A 16,432-nucleotide genomic window follows, 5' to 3' on the forward strand; every position below is an offset into this window, starting at 1 on the left:
TTTTTTTCATCTTCAGATAATATAATCCAATCAAAAATTTCTTCGTTGGTACGACCACAACCTGTGCAGTAACCGCTGCGCCTTTCGCATATTCCTAAGCAATCTGTTTTAAATTTAGATGGTTTTTTGTTTTGATTTAATTGGCGCATTGTTAAAGTCCTAACGGTGGTGCAATTTCAAAGCGAGAAGAAAACCCGTTGCCTTCTTGATTAGTTGAAAGTGTAATCACTGGGGTTTTAGTATCAAGTACAAAGGTGCTGTAAATTGAACTTGCTGTTTCTTTTTGGCTTTCAAACCAGCCTGTTTTGGTTAAGCATTGGCGCAATTGCTTAGCTAATTTTTGATGAGACTTTATTGTTTGCGTTTGTGTTTTAACAGGCGTTTGGCATTGGTAACTTACTTGCTCTGACTTATTTAAAGTAACCGTACAGGTTGCTCCAATAACATGAGTATTAGTGCGCCATTGATTAGTAAACTGGTTATTTACTTTATCTGTTTTGATTGAATTAAAACCAGATTCATAACTGCTTATAAGGTTATTTATGGTGCTGCATTCATTGGGTGTTACTGTGGTTTTTACAGACTGATTCGTTGTAGTAGTGGTTGCTGTAGTTGTAGTCTGATTAGTTTTGCTTGTACAGCCTGCTAAACTAAACGCGATAACTAAAATAAATGCGACAATAGAAGGAATAATATAGTTTTTCATAGTTCACAGTAACCGATTAATTTAGCCACGCACTATATCACACGTGATTTACTGTAAAAATAAAAAGGCCCATATAAATATGAGCCTCTTTGTTAGTCACAGCTAATGTTATTTATGGCGACCTTGCAAGCATTTAACTACATCTTCAAGGGCTAAGCCTTGGCGTTGTAGCAATACAGTCAGGTGGTAAATTAAATCAGCAGACTCATTTGTTAGCTCATCGTTATCGTGTTTCATAGCGGCAAGGGCAACTTCTACGCCTTCTTCACCTACTTTTTGACAACTACGGCTTAAGTCTTTTGCAAATAATGAGGCAGTATAGCTTTTTTCTGGGTCGTCGTTTTTACGCGCAACAATCACATCTTCTAACTGTGCTAAAAAGCTTAAACTTGGTTTTGCTTCATCACCAAAGCAGCTTTGTGTGCCTAAGTGGCACGTTGGGCCTTCTGGATTGGCAAGTACTAAAATTGAATCGTAGTCACAATCGGTATGAACAGATACTACGTTTAAGTAGTTTTCTGATGACTCACCTTTAGTCCATAAACGCGATTTTGAACGCGAGTAAAACGTCACTTTATTACTCTCAAGCGTAACGTTTAGTGCTTCGCTGTTCATAAAGCCTTGCATTAAAATAACACCCGAGCGAGCATCTTGAATAATAGCAGGGATCATGTCGCTTTTAGCGAAATCGACTTGAGCTTGGTTTTGTTGTGTTACTTGCATAATCTTGCTGCCACTTGGTTATCGGTTAAAAATTGTTTTAGTTCGCCAATGTTAATCACATTTTTATGAAAAACGCTGGCGGCTAGTGCACCATCTACTTTGCTTTGTTTAAATACATCAACAAAATCTTGCATGCTACCCGCACCGCCAGAGGCGATTAAAGGAATGTGACATAGCTCACGAATTTTACTGAGTTGCTCGTTGTCGTAACCGTTACGAACACCATCTTGGTTCATACAGTTTAATACAATTTCGCCTGCACCTAAATCTTGTACGCGTTTAACCCATTCTTGTGTTTTATAACGCGTACGGCTTGATGCATTAGGATCGCCAGTTAATTGGTAAACTAAATATTCACCAGTCGTTTCATCAAAAAAGCTATCAATACCTACAACAACACATTGCTTACCAAACTCGTCGTGTAATTCTTTAATAAGTTCCGGGCGTGCAATAGCAGGGCTATTAATGCTTATTTTGTCAGCCCCACTTTCTAGTACGCGCGCTGCATCAGCCACTGATTTAATACCGCCGGCTACACAAAAAGGAATATCAATATTGCGGGCAATATTTTCAACCCAATTTATATCTAATAATCTTTTTTCAACGCTTGCACTGATCTCGTAAAAAACCAGTTCATCTGCGCCGGCTTCGCTATAAGCTTTAGCCATTGTTAAAATATCGCCAACAACTTCATGGCCTTTAAACTTAACGCCTTTAACTACTTGGCCGTCTTTAACGTCTAAACACGGAATTATACGTTTTGATAACATGCCAGTGCCTCCTCAACGCTAAATGCGCCATCAAGCAATGATTTACCTAAAATAACGCCGCCAACACCTAGCTCTTTAAGCTTTTTAATGTCGTCAAGTGAGCTTACGCCCCCTGAGGCTTGCACTTTAATTGTGCTGTTGTGGCGAGTTAGATCTTCGTAAAGCTCAAACGATGGACCCGTCATGGTGCCATCTTTACTGATGTCCGTGCATAAAAAGTCGATAACACCTAAGCCCACGTAAAAATCTACCAGCTCAAGCAAACCAAATTCAGATTCACTTAACCAACCGTGTGTAGCAGGTGCCCAGCCCGTGGCTGTTTTATTTACATCAAGGGCAATTACAAAGTGCTCTGCGCCAAATTGTTCAATCCAGGCTTTTACTTGTTCGCGTTTTTCTACTGCCATTGAACCAATAACAACTTGGTTTGCACCGGCTTTTAGCCAATCACTTACATCTTGATCTGAGCGAATACCGCCGCCCACTTGGTAGGGTACGTTAAGTGCTTTGGTTGCAGCTTGAATATGTTTCCACTGTTTTTTACTTGGATCGCGTGCACCTTCTAAATCAACAAGGTGTAGTTTACCTGCGCCGCTGTCGGCGTATTCTTTTAAACGCGCGCCAAGTTCGAAAGGGTAAAACTGTGCTGTGTCGTATTTACCTTGGTACAAGCGCACTAATTTGATTTTGTAATACGTCTAATGCTGGAATAATCACAAATAATCTCTTTTTTGTTAGTTAATGGGCAGCTTACAACTGCCAATCAACAAAATTTTGTAATAAACGTGCGCCAACTTTTGCGCTGCGCTCTGGGTGAAATTGCATGCCCGCGTAATTGTCTTTAGCAACAATGGCTGAAAAGGTTTGACCATATTCACCGCTTACAAGTGTGGCGTCGTTTACGGTGTGCGCAAAGCTGTGAACAAAATACACTTGTTCATCAAGCGTTAGCCCTTTAGTTAATGCATGCTCTTTATTAACGCTTAAGTTATTCCAACCCATATGCGGCGACGTTAAGTTGCCTACATCAAGCGCTTTTACTTGTCCTGGTATTTTACCTAGGCACTGTACGTTACCTTCTTCGGTGCTTTCGCACAGTAACTGCATGCCTAAACAAATTCCCATAAGCGGGCGCTGGTATTCATTTATAGCTTGTTGCCAGCCGTTATCGACTAGGCGTTTCATAGCAACCGATGCATGACCTACACCTGGCAATATAGCGCGCTCAAAACCCGCTAATTGCTCTGGTGAAGTAATTACTGTTGGCGTTTGGCCTAGGCGTTCAAACGCAAAACGTACTGAATTAATATTGGCACAACCGGTATTAATTATGGCAATCATAAACATCCCTTAGAGCTGGCTGTTTGTTGGGTCGTGTCTTGTGCTACTGCCATACGAAGAGCACGTGAAAACGCTTTAAATAAGCCTTCTACTTGGTGATGACAGTTACCGTCGCTTACCGATAAAATAAGGCTAATAGCGGCATTATCACTTAAGCTTTTGAAAAAGTGCTCAACCATTTGCACGTCTAAGTCGCCAGCTTTTTCGCGGCTAAAGTTAGCGTTTAATACAAATGATGCACGGCCCGATAAATCAATTTGTGCTTCGGCTTTACACTCATCCATAGGAAGCGCAAAACCATAGCGTGCAATTTGCGATTTAGTGCCAAGCGCTTGTTTAAGTGCGACACCAAGAGCAATACCAATGTCTTCAACAAGGTGGTGCTCGTCTATGTGCAAATCGCCTTTGGCTTTAATGTTTAAACCAATGTTTGCGTGGGTGCGAATTTGATCAAGCATGTGATCAAAAAAGCCAAGTCCGGTGTCTATGCTGCCATTTTTAGTTTGATCTAAGTTTATGGCTACATCAATTTGGGTTTCTTTAGTGTTGCGTGTAACTCGACCTTCGCGGTTTGCGGTGGTCAATTTTGTCACTATCGCACTCCAATCACCGTCGTATAAAATACCTTCACAACATAGGTTTTGAGCAAGGCCAATATCAGTTTCGCGGTCGCCAATAACAAAAGAGCGTGCTAAATCCACTTTGCCTGAGCGCATAAGCTCGGTAAGTAAGCCTGTTTTAGGTTTACGGCAATCACAGTTTTGCTCGTTAAAGTGTGGGCAAATTAATACTTCGTCAAAGCTAATGCCTTGGCTTTGCATTATGTCCATCATTTTGTCTTGTGCAATATCAAAATCAGCAGTAGGGAAGCTATCTGTGCCTAAGCCATCTTGATTAGATACCATTACTAAACGATAACCTGCGGCTTGTAATTGTAATAATGCAGGGATAACGCCAGGTAAAAATGCTAGCTTTTCAAGGCTATCTACCTGTTTGTCGGTAATTGGCTCTTCAATAATAGTGCCGTCGCGGTCGATAAATAAATAGGGGTTACTCATGATACTTCGTTTCCTGCTAAAGATGCTGCGGTAGCCGGCGTTTGTAAGCCATCTAACCAAATTTTTACTTGTTCAAGTTCTTGTTCACTGCCAATTGAAATTCGTAGCCAGTCGTCTTCACCATATAGTGTAAAAGCGCGCATAACCAAACCTTGCTCAAGTGCAATTTTAAAGTAGTTTTTATCGGCTAATTTTAAAGTAACAAAGTTACCTTCACCAGTGAGAATTTTTAATGCAGCAGGGGAGGCGTTTAGCCAATCTACCAACTTAGCTTTTAAGCTATTTAAAATAGTTACTTGGCGGCGCATTGATGTAATTGCATCGGGTGCAATTGCTTGGGCTGCAATACTTGCCACTACGCCTGATACCGGATACGGCGCAATGACTTTACGAATTGGCGCAAGCACACTTGCCTGTGCAAGGGTAAAGCCCGTTCTGAGACCTGCTAGCGCAAAAGCTTTAGAAAGCGTGCGCAGAACCACTACATTACTAAACTCATTAATAAGTTTTGTGGCGCTTTGCTCTGGGCAAAACTCTATATAGGCTTCATCAACAATAACTAATGCAGAACCTGCAAGTGCTGTTGCAATCGCTTTTACTTTATCAAGTGGTGTTAGGCTGCCCGTTGGATTATTTGGGTTACAAATAAATACCAGTTTTGAGCTGCCTACAGCTGCAACTATTTCGTCAGCACTGCCACTTAATAATAATTCTTGGGTAAGCGCGTTAATACCAACGTTGTGTGTATCGGCGGTAACTTTGTACATACCGTAGGTTGGTAAAAATAGCGCAATACTATCTTTAGCTGGCTCACAGTATGTGCGCACTAAAAGCTCAATGCCTTCATCTGCGCCGCGCGTCATTAATACATTTTCGCTTTCAAGCTCTGTATAAGCTGCGTACCTGTCAATAACAAGTTGCGGTTGTGGATCAGGGTAGCGATTTAAATCCTCAATACTCAGTTCAAGGTTTTTAGCATACGGGCTTTCGTTAGCATTTAGCCACGTAGTACCGGTTAGCTTTTCACTTTTTGCAGAGCTGTATGCAGCAAGGGCTGCAATATTTTTAGGTAATAAGCTAGACGCTTGTGCGCTCTCATTGCTCATTTTTAATTGCCTCTAAACGAATTGAAACCGCATTAGCGTGGGCATCAAGGCCTTCTGCATCTGCAAGTGGTAAAATTGCTTTTGAAAGCTGCGTTAAACCACTTTTAGTAATTGTTTGCACTGTGTATGTACGAAAAAAATCAAGCAAGTTTAAACTCGAGTAAGTTGCACTGTAACCATATGTTGGTAACACGTGGTTAGTTCCCGATGCGTAATCGCCTGCAGATTCTGGGGTGTAATCACCTACAAATACCGAGCCTGCATTTTTAACTTTATCTAAGTAAGGTGTTGCATCGCCTATTTGTAAAATCAAGTGCTCTGGGCCGTATTGCGCTGATACATCAAATGCTTGCTCAACTGAATCAACTAAAATAAGTGAAGAATTAGCGAGCGCTTGCTCGGCTGTTTCTTTGCGGCTCAAATTAGCTAACTGGCGTGTAAGTGCCTGCTGAGTTTGTTCTATAATACTTTCGCTGTTACATAATAAAATAACTTGCGAGTCTGCGCCGTGCTCTGCTTGTGAGAGTAAATCGGCGGCTATAAATTCTGGATTCGCACGTTCATCTGCAATAACTAGTACTTCAGAAGGACCTGCTGGCATATCAATTGCCATACCTGGAATAGTTTGCGCAACGAGCTGTTTAGCCATTGTTACAAAGCTATTACCTGGGCCAAATATTTTGTTCACTTTAGGAACCGATTCGGTGCCATAAGCCATTGCTGCAATTGCGCCTGCGCCACCACTTTCTATTAAAGTAGTAATGCCACATAACTTAGCCGCATATAAAATAGCAGGATTAATCGCTTTATCACCTTGTACAGGTGTAGCAAGTACAACGGTTTTAGCGCCGCTTAACTGCGCTAATACACCTTGCATAATAACCGACGATGGCAGTGGAGCACTGCCACCGGGTACATAAATACCGACTGCTTCGATGGCTTGATATTTCAGTTCACATACAACGCCTGGTTGGGTCGATAATTTAATATCTTTTGGCAATTGCGCTTCGTGAAAACGTTTAACGTTTGCATAAGCGGTGTCAATTGCGTATTTAAGCTCTGCACTTAGTGCTTGCTCAGATGCGTTAATTTCATCAAGCGGAACACATAGGCGAGGGTTAGCTCTATTATCAAACTCTTTAGCCATACTAAGTAAGGCTTCATCGCCTTGCTCTTTTACATTAGCTAAAATAGTTTTGCATATTGCTTCAACCTTGGCACTGGCAGAAACTGCAGGGCGCATTAACGCCGCTGCTTGTACTTGTGAAGATTCTTCATTCCAACGAAGCATGGCATTTACTCCATCATTTTTTCAATTGGCATAACAAGGATTGAGTTGGCACCTAGGGCTTTTAACTGCTCCATTGTTTCCCAAAATAATGTTTCGCTGCTTACCATGTGCAGTGCTACGTATTCTTCATTCCCAGCAAGGGCAAGTAGAGTAGGTTGACCAGAACCTGGTAAAATTTCACAAATTTCATCAAGTTTGTTTTTTGGTGCGTGTAGCATGATGTATTTGCTTTCTTTAGCTTGTCTAACACCACGTAGGCGCGGCATAAGCTTATTGATTAGTGCTAGTTTGTCAGCATCTTGAAGGTCTTTATTTTGAATTAAACAGGCGTTTGATTCTAAAATTGTTTCGCCTTGAATTAAGCCGTTAGCTTCAAGTGTTGCACCAGTAGATACTAGGTCACATATAGCATCAGATAAACCTGCACGCGGTGCTACTTCAACAGAACCTGTAAGCATTACTGTACTTGCGTTAATGCCTTCGCGCTTTAACCACTGAGTTAAAATTTCTGGGTAGGTAGTCGCAATACGTTTGCCTTCAAACCAGCTTTTATCACGCGCGCCAAGCTCTTGTGGCCATGCAAGTGCAAGACGACAGTAACCAAAGTCTAGTTTTGAAAGTTTGGTTACTTCACTTGGAACACCTTGTCGTTCACGTTCTGCTTGAACTTCTACTAGTACGTTTTCGCCAACAATACCTAAGTCACATACACCGTCCATTACTAAACCCGGAATATCGTCATCGCGCACACGTAGTACGTCAATTGGCATATTAGTTGAGTGTGCAATTAAGCGTTGTTCACGAAGGTTAAGTTTAACACCTAACTGTTTTAGAAGGTCTTGACAATCTTTTGATAGGCGGCCACCTTTTTGGATGGCGATACGTAGACGATTACTGTTGTTCATTATTCATTTTCCTTTAATTTAAAAACTAAAAACCCCGAGGGGAACCTCAGGGCGAAAATGAATCAATATTTTTTGATTCGCCAGAGGTTCCTTTTAGGAATAACCTCTCAGCGAAAGACCTGACAGGTTATTCCGGTGAATGGTGGTGATGATGTACTGTTGTCAGGTTTAAGCGCATTTTTTATCCTATTTAACTGCTCGTTGTTTTGCTAACGTTCAGTTGTTATCTGTTTAAATAAATTTCACGCTTATAAAAACATAAACGACCTTATTTTGGCAAGTTTTTTTTAGCTTAATTAAAGCATATCTTATAACTGTCGATAACATTAAGGTAATACGGGCAATTACAGTCATATTTTTGTTTGTTTATTAGTCAAACCAAGCAGTTGGTAAATAAAAAGATAAAATAAGGAAGTACGTATGGATATCATGATCCCTTATTTAGGAAGAATAACGCGGTTAGAAATGGAGTCTAAAGGGGCATTTCATATTGCGGGTGTGCAAAGTGGAGTTGCTGCTGAAAAAGTTGAACTAGAGAATAAAAAAAGGCGTGAGTTACAAAAAAAGAAAAAACTCAATATGCTTGGTGATCAAAATAAGTAAAAAAAGTCTAATTTAGAGGATGACGATAACCCCCCACTTAGATACATGGGCATAACAATGGCAACTCTATTAAATACATAAGTAATAAACATAATAAAAAAGGCCATTGCGGGCCTTTTAATATGTATTTTACTTATGTCGATTAGCATAAACACTTCAGCAGATTGGTATTACTCTTGGTTTTTACTTTTTAATATGTAAAAGCTAAATATAGCGAACACATATACTTGAGCCACGATACCTTGCCATGTCGATTTTATACCAAGCCATGCTATCAGCTCATTGGTAGCCACACTATACCTATTATATCGGCTTCTTGTAGTGCATTAACAGCTTTGCCCATAAGCACAAACGAGAGTACAAATAACAGGTAAGTAGTAATGGCAAGAAACTTAGCAAACGGTAATTAAATTGAGTATTTAATTAATACTCAGGTAACAACAGCGAGTATTGCTAAAGCTATAGCAAAACCAAATGCAAAAGATGAATATTGAGCAGGCGAGCTTTGCGTTAATAATGACTGATAAAACAATACGGTTTCGAATACTTCTCGGTACAGGCAATATTACTGCGTGAAACATGGCAGCAACACTTTTTGTTACTTCTCGACTTGTACCACTTATCTCGATCAATGTTTGCGCAGCCGCTCACGTTAAGCCACCTGCAATAAGTGCTGCAATCCAACCTTAATGAACATATTTTAACGCATCTTGGCACTTGGTTTTAATAAGTAGCGTCATTGAAGTAATAATAATTAACAATGATGAAATAATAACTGAGTCTGTTTTAACCACAATTGTTGTTTGCATTTTAAGAAAACATTGATTTGAAAACGCAATAAAAATAGCCAATGTAGAGAGAAAAAATGAGGCACTAAACATTTATTGATTAACCTTAAAAAGTATAAATAAAAATAAGATTTTAAATCCGGGGTAATGGTACTCCTGTCATAATGAGGTTTCACAAGTTTAGCTGTATATTATTGTGTGCAAAATAGTGGACATTAAAAAAGTAAAAATCATATTACTTTAAATTTATACACGAAATTTCTAATTGCTTGCTCTCATGGCTTTGCTTACGTAAAATCCAGATATTATTTCTTGTAAAGTGATTGATATTATCAAACAGCTGTTTAGTGCAACCGGTCCGTTGGCGTTATCTTTAGATGGGTACACACCACGTCAACCTCAAATTGATATGGCTGTAGCCGTTGCAGATGCATTAAAAAACAGTTCGCAATTGGTAGTAGAAGCAGGTACAGGGACAGGTAAAACGTTTGCTTATTTAGCACCTGCACTCAAGTCTAAAGGCAGGACCATAATCTCTACAGGATCTAAAGCCTTACAAGAGCAACTTTATCACCGAGATTTACCTCAATTAGTGAAGGCTTTAAGTGCCTCTAAAAAAACAGCCTTATTAAAAGGGCGTTCCAATTATTTATGTACGTACCGCCTAAATCAGCATGTTGCGCATGTACCCACTGACGACTCTGACGTAATGCATCAACTTGCCATGGTTGCTAAGTTTGCAAGTGAAACGCAGTCAGGCGATTTAGCCGATTGTATTGGAATAGAAGATGATGCCAAGGTATTGCCTTATGTAAATTCAACCGCTGATAATTGTTTAGGTAAAGAATGCCCTGATTTTCAAAGTTGTTATGTACGTAAAGCACGACTAACAGCAGCAGATGCTGATGTAGTTGTCATTAATCACCATTTGTTTTTTGCCGATATGGCAGTAAAAGAAAGCGGCTTTGCTGAGCTTATGCCAAAAGCGGACGCATATATATTTGATGAAGCCCATCAGTTAAGCGAAATTGCCAGTGATTATTTTGGTGAAAGTGTAAGCACTAAAAAGTTGGTAGATTTAATTAATGATTTACGCGCTATTTATAGAGCTGAAATTCCCGATATGCTGCAACTTGGTAAAAGCTTAAATAAGCTTGAGACAAGCGTTGCTGATTTACGATTACAATTTGGTGTTGATGGCAGCCGTGGCGATTGGCGAGAAAAGCTAAGCGATAAACAAATATGTGCAGCACTTCATCGTGTGATTAGTGATTTAGAATTTGTTTATCAAGTACTTAAACTTTGCCTAGATAGAAGCGAAAAAATTGAGCATCCATTTGAACGTGCACTTGCTTTTAAAGGGCAGTTAGAGCGGGTTTTTGATACAGCCCAAACCGGCTTTAGCTATTGGTATGAAACAACGCGCCGTTATTTAACAATTAATATAACGCCATTAAATGTATCAGCTAAATTTGCTCAAATGATGCAAGACACGGGCGCAGGCTTTGTTTTTACATCAGCAACGCTCTCTGTTGACAATAAATTAGAGCATTTTAATGCAAGCCTTGGCCTAAAACCAAAGCAAAGCATGATGGTAGATAGCCCGTTTGATTACCCTAATCAAGCGTTGCTGTGTTTACCTCGCTACTTGCCCGAATCGCACGCTGATAATATGCCGCATGCAATTGTAAAACTAACGCTTGAGCTTATAAAGTCAGCGCAAGGGCGTTGTTTTGTGTTATTTACGAGCTATCGAATGATGCACTTAGTGGCCGAAGGGCTCACTACACAAATAGACTACCCAGTTTATATGCAGGGGCAAATGTCTAAGCGTATTATTTTGGAGAAATTTACCCGCCATGGTAATGCGGTATTACTCGGCACGGCTTCTTTTTGGGAAGGAGTTGATGTACGCGGCAGCACGTTAAGCTGTGTTATTATAGACAAATTGCCATTTGCAGCCCCTGACGATCCATTGTTACAAGCTAAAATGCAAGACTGCCAAATGCAGGGGAAAGACCCTTTTTCACACATACAATTACCGCAGGCTGTTATTGCGCTAAAACAAGGTGTAGGGCGTTTAATTCGAGATAGTAAAGACAAAGGCGTACTTGTAATATGCGATAATCGCTTAGTGACACGCCAATATGGCCAAGTATTTTTAAAAAGCTTACCGCCGATGCGCCGCACGCGAAGCTTAGAAGATGCCAATACATTTTTAAAACAAATTAATTAGAGTAATAAAATGATCAAAAGTAACATTCTTGCCCTTGATGCTTCAACTGAAGCACTTTCAATTGTTTTACATTTTCAGGGCCAAACGTTTCATCATTTTGAAGAATGTCCACAGCAGCATAGTCAAAAAGTTCTGCCACTAATAGATGAGCTATTAACTAAAGCTAACTGTAAATTAAAGGATTTGGACGTCATTGGGTTTGGACAAGGACCCGGTAGTTTTACCGGTGTACGTATTAGTGTAGCAATAGCACAGGGTTTAGCGTATTCAACTAATTTACCGCTTGTAGGTGTTTCAACACTTGCAATTATGGCGCAACAGGAGTTTGAGCAAAACGGCAGCTTAAGTGTTTACCCAAGTATAGATGCACGCATGGGCGAGATATATTTTGCACATTATCAAGTGCAGAATAATTTAATGCGTTTAGTTAACCAAGAATGCGTTATAAAACCTGATTTACTAAATAATGATTATATAGCGACCAGTGAGCCATCTTTAGCGGTGGGCACGGGCTTTAAAACCTATCCAGATGCGCTTAATGATTTTGAAAACGTGACAATTAATACTGATATTACATTGCCTGATGCGCGTTATATGTTAGCGCATGTTGAAGCCGCGTTTTTAGCGGGTGATGGTGTTAAAGCAAGCGACGCTCAACCTAAATATGTGCGCGATACAGTAACGTGGAAAAAGCTACCAGGACGTGAGTAATCATACTATTTGCAAATTGGTTGTTTTTAAATCATAATTTTAAGCAATATTAAGGTTGGAGACGCGTAATGACGCTGCCTATTGGTTCAGGTTTTTTTACCGGAGATATTCCGGGTAGGGTTAGCCCTACTAAAGTTGTTACTAATAAACCACAGAGTTTATTAGACCAGTCTGCTGCTCAAAAAACGAATACCGATTATGTAAAAAGCAGTGTTGAGGGCGTTGAACTTGCTAATCAGCTGTTTAAAAGCAGTGCTAAAAGCAATGAATACAGCCAAACAATTTACGACCAACCGACACCTCAAGTAAGCAAAGCGATTTCTACTTATACTGAATTTGCTAATTTAGAACGCAGGGCAGAAGTACAAAATTTAATAGGCGTTGATATATACGCTTAGCGCTTATTTAAACGCTTTAGATAAATACAGCTATAAAATTCAATAAAAAGCCCGAACAAATAGTTCGGGCTTTTTGTGTTCAAAACGAGGTAAGGCTTACTTTTCAATAAAGCCAATCAGTTTATCTGCTATATCAGTATTATTTTGTGAACCAATAAATTGTTCACTGCCTTTACCATAGGCAAATACTTGAACATCAATAGCGGTATGTCCACCTGTTGTCCAGCCAGTAAAACTGGTATCACTTATAATACTTTTAATCGCTAAATTAAGTGCTTTTTCACCCATTTTTTTAGCTTGCTCAAGTTTGATCTGATTCTCAGTTGTATACTCAATATTGGTATTAGTAGTCCAAATTGACTTTAAGTTATCAGAGTCCATGAGTAAGCCCGTTAATTTGCCTGCGGTTGCTTTAATACCCTTAACAACTTCTTTTTCCCACTTGTATTGACCGTGTGCACCGAGCGTTAAACCACCAGTAGAATGATCTGCAGTGACGACTAAAATAGTATCTTTGTTTTTATCAACATACGCTTTTGCTTTTTCGATTGATTTAGCAAAGTCGTCCATTTCAGCCATTGCACACGCAATATCGTTTGCATGTCCACACCAGTCAATTTGACTGGCTTCAATCATCACAAAAAATCCATTTTTGTTTTGATTATCAAGTAAGTTGAGTGCTGTTGAGGTGAGTTGCGTTAAGCGTGTTGAGTTTTCGTCAAGTGCAAACGGTAAACCTTTTGGTGCATATAAACCAATCGCAGGAAGCTGCGTTATTTGACCTAGATTTTTTATATCATCACCATATTGATAACCCGCACCTTTAAATTCATTAACTAGGTTTCGATCATCACGAATAAAGTATTGAGTCCCACCGCCGAGCATTAAATCAACAGGTAATTTACCTGCAATCTTATTATCAATGTAATCATTGGCTATTTCATCGTAGTTATTACGCGACTCATTATGTGCAGCAAAGCTTGCGGGTGTGGCGTGGTTAATCTGTGAAGTTGCTACAAGCGCGGTTGTCATACCACGTTCTTTTGCTATTTCTAGCATAGTTCTGACTGGTTTTTTTTCGGTATCTACTGCAATAGCACCATTATAACTTTTATGACCACTGCTTAGCGCTGTAGCACCCGCTGCGCTGTCTGTTACATAAGTATGGTCATCAGGGTAGGTATGAGCCATACCTTTTAAAATAGTATCAAAAACTGTGCCTTCTACTTCTTTTGTTGCAGGGTCATCTTTAAAATAGCGATAAGCCGTGGTGTAAGCCGGACCCATGCCGTCACCAATCATATAAATTACATTTTTAGGTGCTGATTCTGCGTAAGCACCAGAAGCGGTGCATAAAAGCGCTAATAAGCTGATCTGTTTTTTCATGGTTGTACCTTTTAAGTGTACCTTATTTAATACCCAACCTTATTGTATACCGTAAGCGTAATAAATAAACGAATATATGAGATGAATAATAATTTATTGGATAGGTAACAAGTGTAACATTTTTGTTATTTATAGTGAGTAGAGTTGGTGTATACTTTCTAAGTATTTAAAATAGACAAGAATAAAAAGTTAAAGCGATTACTTGATGTTTTATACTCAATAGGCTTTACTTTAAGTCTTTGAACTTACTTTCTTTATTATGTGATTTACCTGTAATTATTCTTTAAAGCTTACTAATTTAAAATTTTAATACAACTGATGTCATGATAAGGGTGAGGCAACATGTACGTCATACATGAAAATTAGCTAAAAATAATAAGAGGTATGGTTTGCAGCCATTTAATATTAAAATCAATAACTTAAATATTCATGGCTTAAAAACGGGTTCGGGCGATAATGTAGTTATTGCACTTCATGGTTGGCTTGATAATAGTAACAGCTTTAAACCTATGCTGAGTAATATAGACCCGGATCAAACATGGTATTGTATTGATTTTGCAGGACACGGTTTATCGTCTTGGCGCAGTGATGATGCACATTACTATTTTGTTGATTATGTGGACGATATATATCAGCTTATAAATGCCATTGGTGTAAAAAAAGTACATTTAGTCGGGCATTCTATGGGCGCGATGGTTGCTGGATTATTTGCGAGTTGTTTTGATGACTATGTAAAATCGGTGACATTTATAGAGGGAATAGGTTGTGTTACGACACCCAGTGAAGGGGTGTGTGAACAGTTAAAAAGCGCTGTATTGAATAGAGCCCGTTTAAAAAATAAAAATTCGAGAGTTTACAAATCAAAAGAGTCCATCTACAAAGCACGTTCTCAAACAACGGATTTAAGTGAGGAGCTAGTTGCGCTTTTAATGGATCGAAACATAAAAACAGTATCAGATGGATTTGAATTGACAACGGATCCAAAGCTCAAAAATCACTCAGGTTTTAGGTTTGATGAGGCGCAATGTATTGGTGCAATAAAAGATTTAATTGCACCATGTCAGTTAATTTTAGGTCATGAAGGGTATTCATTTGTAAAACAAAATCTTGCAAAGTATATTAGTCATTACAATAACTTAAATGTTATCCATGTCGATGGTGGTCACCATTGTCATATGCAAAGTAGTAAACTTTGTTTTGAACACATTGATGCATTTATGGTGCAAAGTGGTGCATGTTAATTGTATATTAACGCTAAATGTGGGATTATCTCCGCATTAGAGTATTTGCTCAATTGTAAAGTGCCTTACTTAGATTAAGGTTAATAAAAATATAATTATAAACAGGGGCTAAGAGTGGAAAAAATCTGGCTTAAGCGCTACCCAAAAGGTATGCCTGAAACAATCGATCCTGAGCATTACAACTCGTTACTCGAAGTGTTCGAAAAAAGTTTTAGTGATTACAAAGATTTACCTGCATTTACTAATATGGGTAAAACACTGTCTTACGATGAAATTGATACAGCAACCAAAAAAGTTGCTTCTTATATTCAAAATGTTTTAGGTCTTAAAAAGGGCGACAAAGTTGCCGTTATGATGCCTAACTTATTACAAACACCTGTTACTATTTTAGGTATTTTGCGTGCGGGTTGTGTGGTTGTTAATGTTAACCCACTTTATACTGTACGTGAGTTAGAGCACCAATTAAAAGATTCGGACACAACTGCTATATTTATTCTAGCAAACTTTGCTGATACGCTTGAAAAGTCACTTGCACACACTGATGTTAAACACATTGTAGTAACGCAAGTGGGTGATATGGTTGGCGGTATTAAAAAGCACATAGTAAATTTTGTCGTTAAGTACGTCAAAAAAATGGTGCCTAAATACAGCTTACCAAATCCAATTAAATTTTCTGACTTGTTAGATGCAGACGAAAGTGCGTATAAACGTCCAGAAATGAACTTAAGTGATTTAGCATTCTTGCAGTATACGGGGGGCACTACGGGTGTTTCTAAAGGTGCAATGCTTAGCCATGGCAACATGGTTGGTAACCTTGAGCAAGTTTCTGGTTGTTTAGATAACGTACTTACACGTGGACAGGAAGTTGTTGTAACTGCTTTACCGCTATATCATATTTTTGCGTTAACGGCTAACTGCTTAACGTTTATGAAATACGGTGGTTTAAATTTACTAATTACTAATCCGCGAGATATGCCTGGATTTGTAAAAGAATTAAGTCAAACTAAATTTACCGCAATTACTGGCGTAAACACTTTATTTAATGGCTTATTAAATACACCAGACTTTTCAGAGCTTGATTTTAGCCACTTAAAAATGTCTCTTGGTGGTGGTATGGCCGTTCAGCGTCCTGTTGCTGAAAAATGGCACAAAGTGACTGGCTCAAAATT

General features: G+C 39.1%; 17 protein-coding genes and 1 pseudogene. 6 read left to right on the top strand and 12 right to left on the bottom strand.

Annotation, left to right across the window (positions count from 1 at the left end):
- From P20652_RS19725 to hisG, 10 genes and pseudogenes are all read right to left on the bottom strand, one after another.
- Positions 1 to 149 (bottom strand): DUF1289 domain-containing protein (locus P20652_RS19725; protein WP_083832850.1); only part of this gene is annotated, 149 nt, incomplete at its 3' end.
- A 2-nt stretch (positions 150 to 151) separates the two neighbouring features.
- A complete protein-coding gene (locus P20652_RS12805; protein ID WP_008167136.1) occupies positions 152 to 706 on the bottom strand; it encodes a hypothetical protein in 555 nt (184 codons plus the stop codon).
- Between the two features lie 108 nt (positions 707 to 814).
- The gene (gene hisIE, locus P20652_RS12800) at positions 815 to 1,429 is read right to left on the bottom strand and encodes a bifunctional phosphoribosyl-AMP cyclohydrolase/phosphoribosyl-ATP diphosphatase HisIE (RefSeq protein WP_008138598.1); all 615 of its coding nucleotides are present in this window, start codon (positions 1,427 to 1,429) and stop codon (positions 815 to 817) included.
- Complete coding sequence (gene hisF / locus P20652_RS12795) at positions 1,420 to 2,199, bottom strand: imidazole glycerol phosphate synthase subunit HisF (RefSeq protein WP_008167138.1); 780 nt, start codon at positions 2,197 to 2,199, stop codon at positions 1,420 to 1,422. The genes hisIE and hisF overlap by 10 nt, the downstream gene beginning before the upstream one ends.
- Positions 2,181 to 2,916: pseudogene (locus P20652_RS12790) on the bottom strand (1-(5-phosphoribosyl)-5-[(5-phosphoribosylamino)methylideneamino] imidazole-4-carboxamide isomerase). The gene hisF and the pseudogene P20652_RS12790 overlap by 19 nt, the downstream one beginning before the upstream one ends.
- 33 nt (positions 2,917 to 2,949) lie before the next feature.
- Positions 2,950 to 3,540, bottom strand: coding sequence for an imidazole glycerol phosphate synthase subunit HisH (hisH, locus tag P20652_RS12785; protein WP_002960265.1), 591 nt, complete (start codon positions 3,538 to 3,540; stop codon positions 2,950 to 2,952).
- Positions 3,537 to 4,598, bottom strand: a complete 1,062-nt coding sequence (gene hisB, locus P20652_RS12780; protein WP_007580650.1) for a bifunctional histidinol-phosphatase/imidazoleglycerol-phosphate dehydratase HisB — start codon at positions 4,596 to 4,598, stop codon at positions 3,537 to 3,539. Before hisB ends, hisH begins: the two co-directional genes overlap by 4 nt.
- Positions 4,595 to 5,704, bottom strand: coding sequence for a histidinol-phosphate transaminase (gene hisC, locus P20652_RS12775; RefSeq protein ID WP_008167143.1), 1,110 nt, complete (start codon positions 5,702 to 5,704; stop codon positions 4,595 to 4,597). The genes hisB and hisC overlap by 4 nt, the downstream gene beginning before the upstream one ends.
- Positions 5,694 to 6,995 carry a histidinol dehydrogenase gene (gene hisD, locus P20652_RS12770; protein ID WP_008167145.1) on the bottom strand — a complete coding sequence of 434 codons (1,302 nt, stop codon included), beginning with the start codon at positions 6,993 to 6,995 and terminating at the stop codon, positions 5,694 to 5,696. The genes hisC and hisD overlap by 11 nt, the downstream gene beginning before the upstream one ends.
- Positions 6,996 to 7,000: 5 nt before the next feature.
- Positions 7,001 to 7,900, bottom strand: coding sequence for an ATP phosphoribosyltransferase (hisG, locus tag P20652_RS12765; RefSeq protein WP_008167147.1), 900 nt, complete (start codon positions 7,898 to 7,900; stop codon positions 7,001 to 7,003).
- Between the two features lie 420 nt (positions 7,901 to 8,320).
- Between hisG and P20652_RS17685 the strand changes: the two genes are divergently transcribed.
- The gene (locus P20652_RS17685) at positions 8,321 to 8,503 is read left to right on the top strand and encodes a hypothetical protein (protein WP_008167149.1); all 183 of its coding nucleotides are present in this window, start codon (positions 8,321 to 8,323) and stop codon (positions 8,501 to 8,503) included.
- Between the two features lie 686 nt (positions 8,504 to 9,189).
- Here P20652_RS17685 and P20652_RS20790 read toward each other — a convergent pair.
- A complete protein-coding gene (locus P20652_RS20790; protein ID WP_008167153.1) occupies positions 9,190 to 9,384 on the bottom strand; it encodes a hypothetical protein in 195 nt (64 codons plus the stop codon).
- A 226-nt stretch (positions 9,385 to 9,610) separates the two neighbouring features.
- Between P20652_RS20790 and P20652_RS12755 the strand changes: the two genes are divergently transcribed.
- From P20652_RS12755 to P20652_RS12745, 3 genes are all read left to right on the top strand, one after another.
- The gene (locus P20652_RS12755; protein ID WP_008167154.1) at positions 9,611 to 11,527 is read left to right on the top strand and encodes an ATP-dependent DNA helicase; all 1,917 of its coding nucleotides are present in this window, start codon (positions 9,611 to 9,613) and stop codon (positions 11,525 to 11,527) included.
- 9 nt (positions 11,528 to 11,536) lie between these two features.
- Positions 11,537 to 12,238, top strand: coding sequence for a tRNA (adenosine(37)-N6)-threonylcarbamoyltransferase complex dimerization subunit type 1 TsaB (tsaB, locus tag P20652_RS12750; protein ID WP_008167155.1), 702 nt, complete (start codon positions 11,537 to 11,539; stop codon positions 12,236 to 12,238).
- A 68-nt stretch (positions 12,239 to 12,306) separates the two neighbouring features.
- A complete protein-coding gene (locus tag P20652_RS12745) occupies positions 12,307 to 12,636 on the top strand; it encodes a hypothetical protein (RefSeq protein WP_008167158.1) in 330 nt (109 codons plus the stop codon).
- Positions 12,637 to 12,732: 96 nt separating this feature from the next.
- Here the strand turns inward: P20652_RS12745 and P20652_RS12740 are convergent, their stop codons facing one another.
- Positions 12,733 to 14,022, bottom strand: coding sequence for an alkaline phosphatase (locus tag P20652_RS12740; protein ID WP_008167159.1), 1,290 nt, complete (start codon positions 14,020 to 14,022; stop codon positions 12,733 to 12,735).
- A 389-nt stretch (positions 14,023 to 14,411) separates the two neighbouring features.
- Between P20652_RS12740 and P20652_RS12735 the strand changes: the two genes are divergently transcribed.
- On the top strand, positions 14,412 to 15,263 hold the full coding sequence (locus P20652_RS12735) for an alpha/beta fold hydrolase (protein WP_008167160.1): 852 nt from the start codon (positions 14,412 to 14,414) through the stop codon (positions 15,261 to 15,263).
- A gap of 114 nt (positions 15,264 to 15,377) precedes the next feature.
- On the top strand, positions 15,378 to 16,432 hold a 1,055-nt coding region (locus P20652_RS17690), incomplete at its 3' end, for an AMP-binding protein (RefSeq protein WP_033017228.1).

It is taken from the genome of Pseudoalteromonas sp. BSi20652, assembly GCF_000239855.1.
In the GTDB taxonomy this organism is placed as follows: domain Bacteria; phylum Pseudomonadota; class Gammaproteobacteria; order Enterobacterales; family Alteromonadaceae; genus Pseudoalteromonas.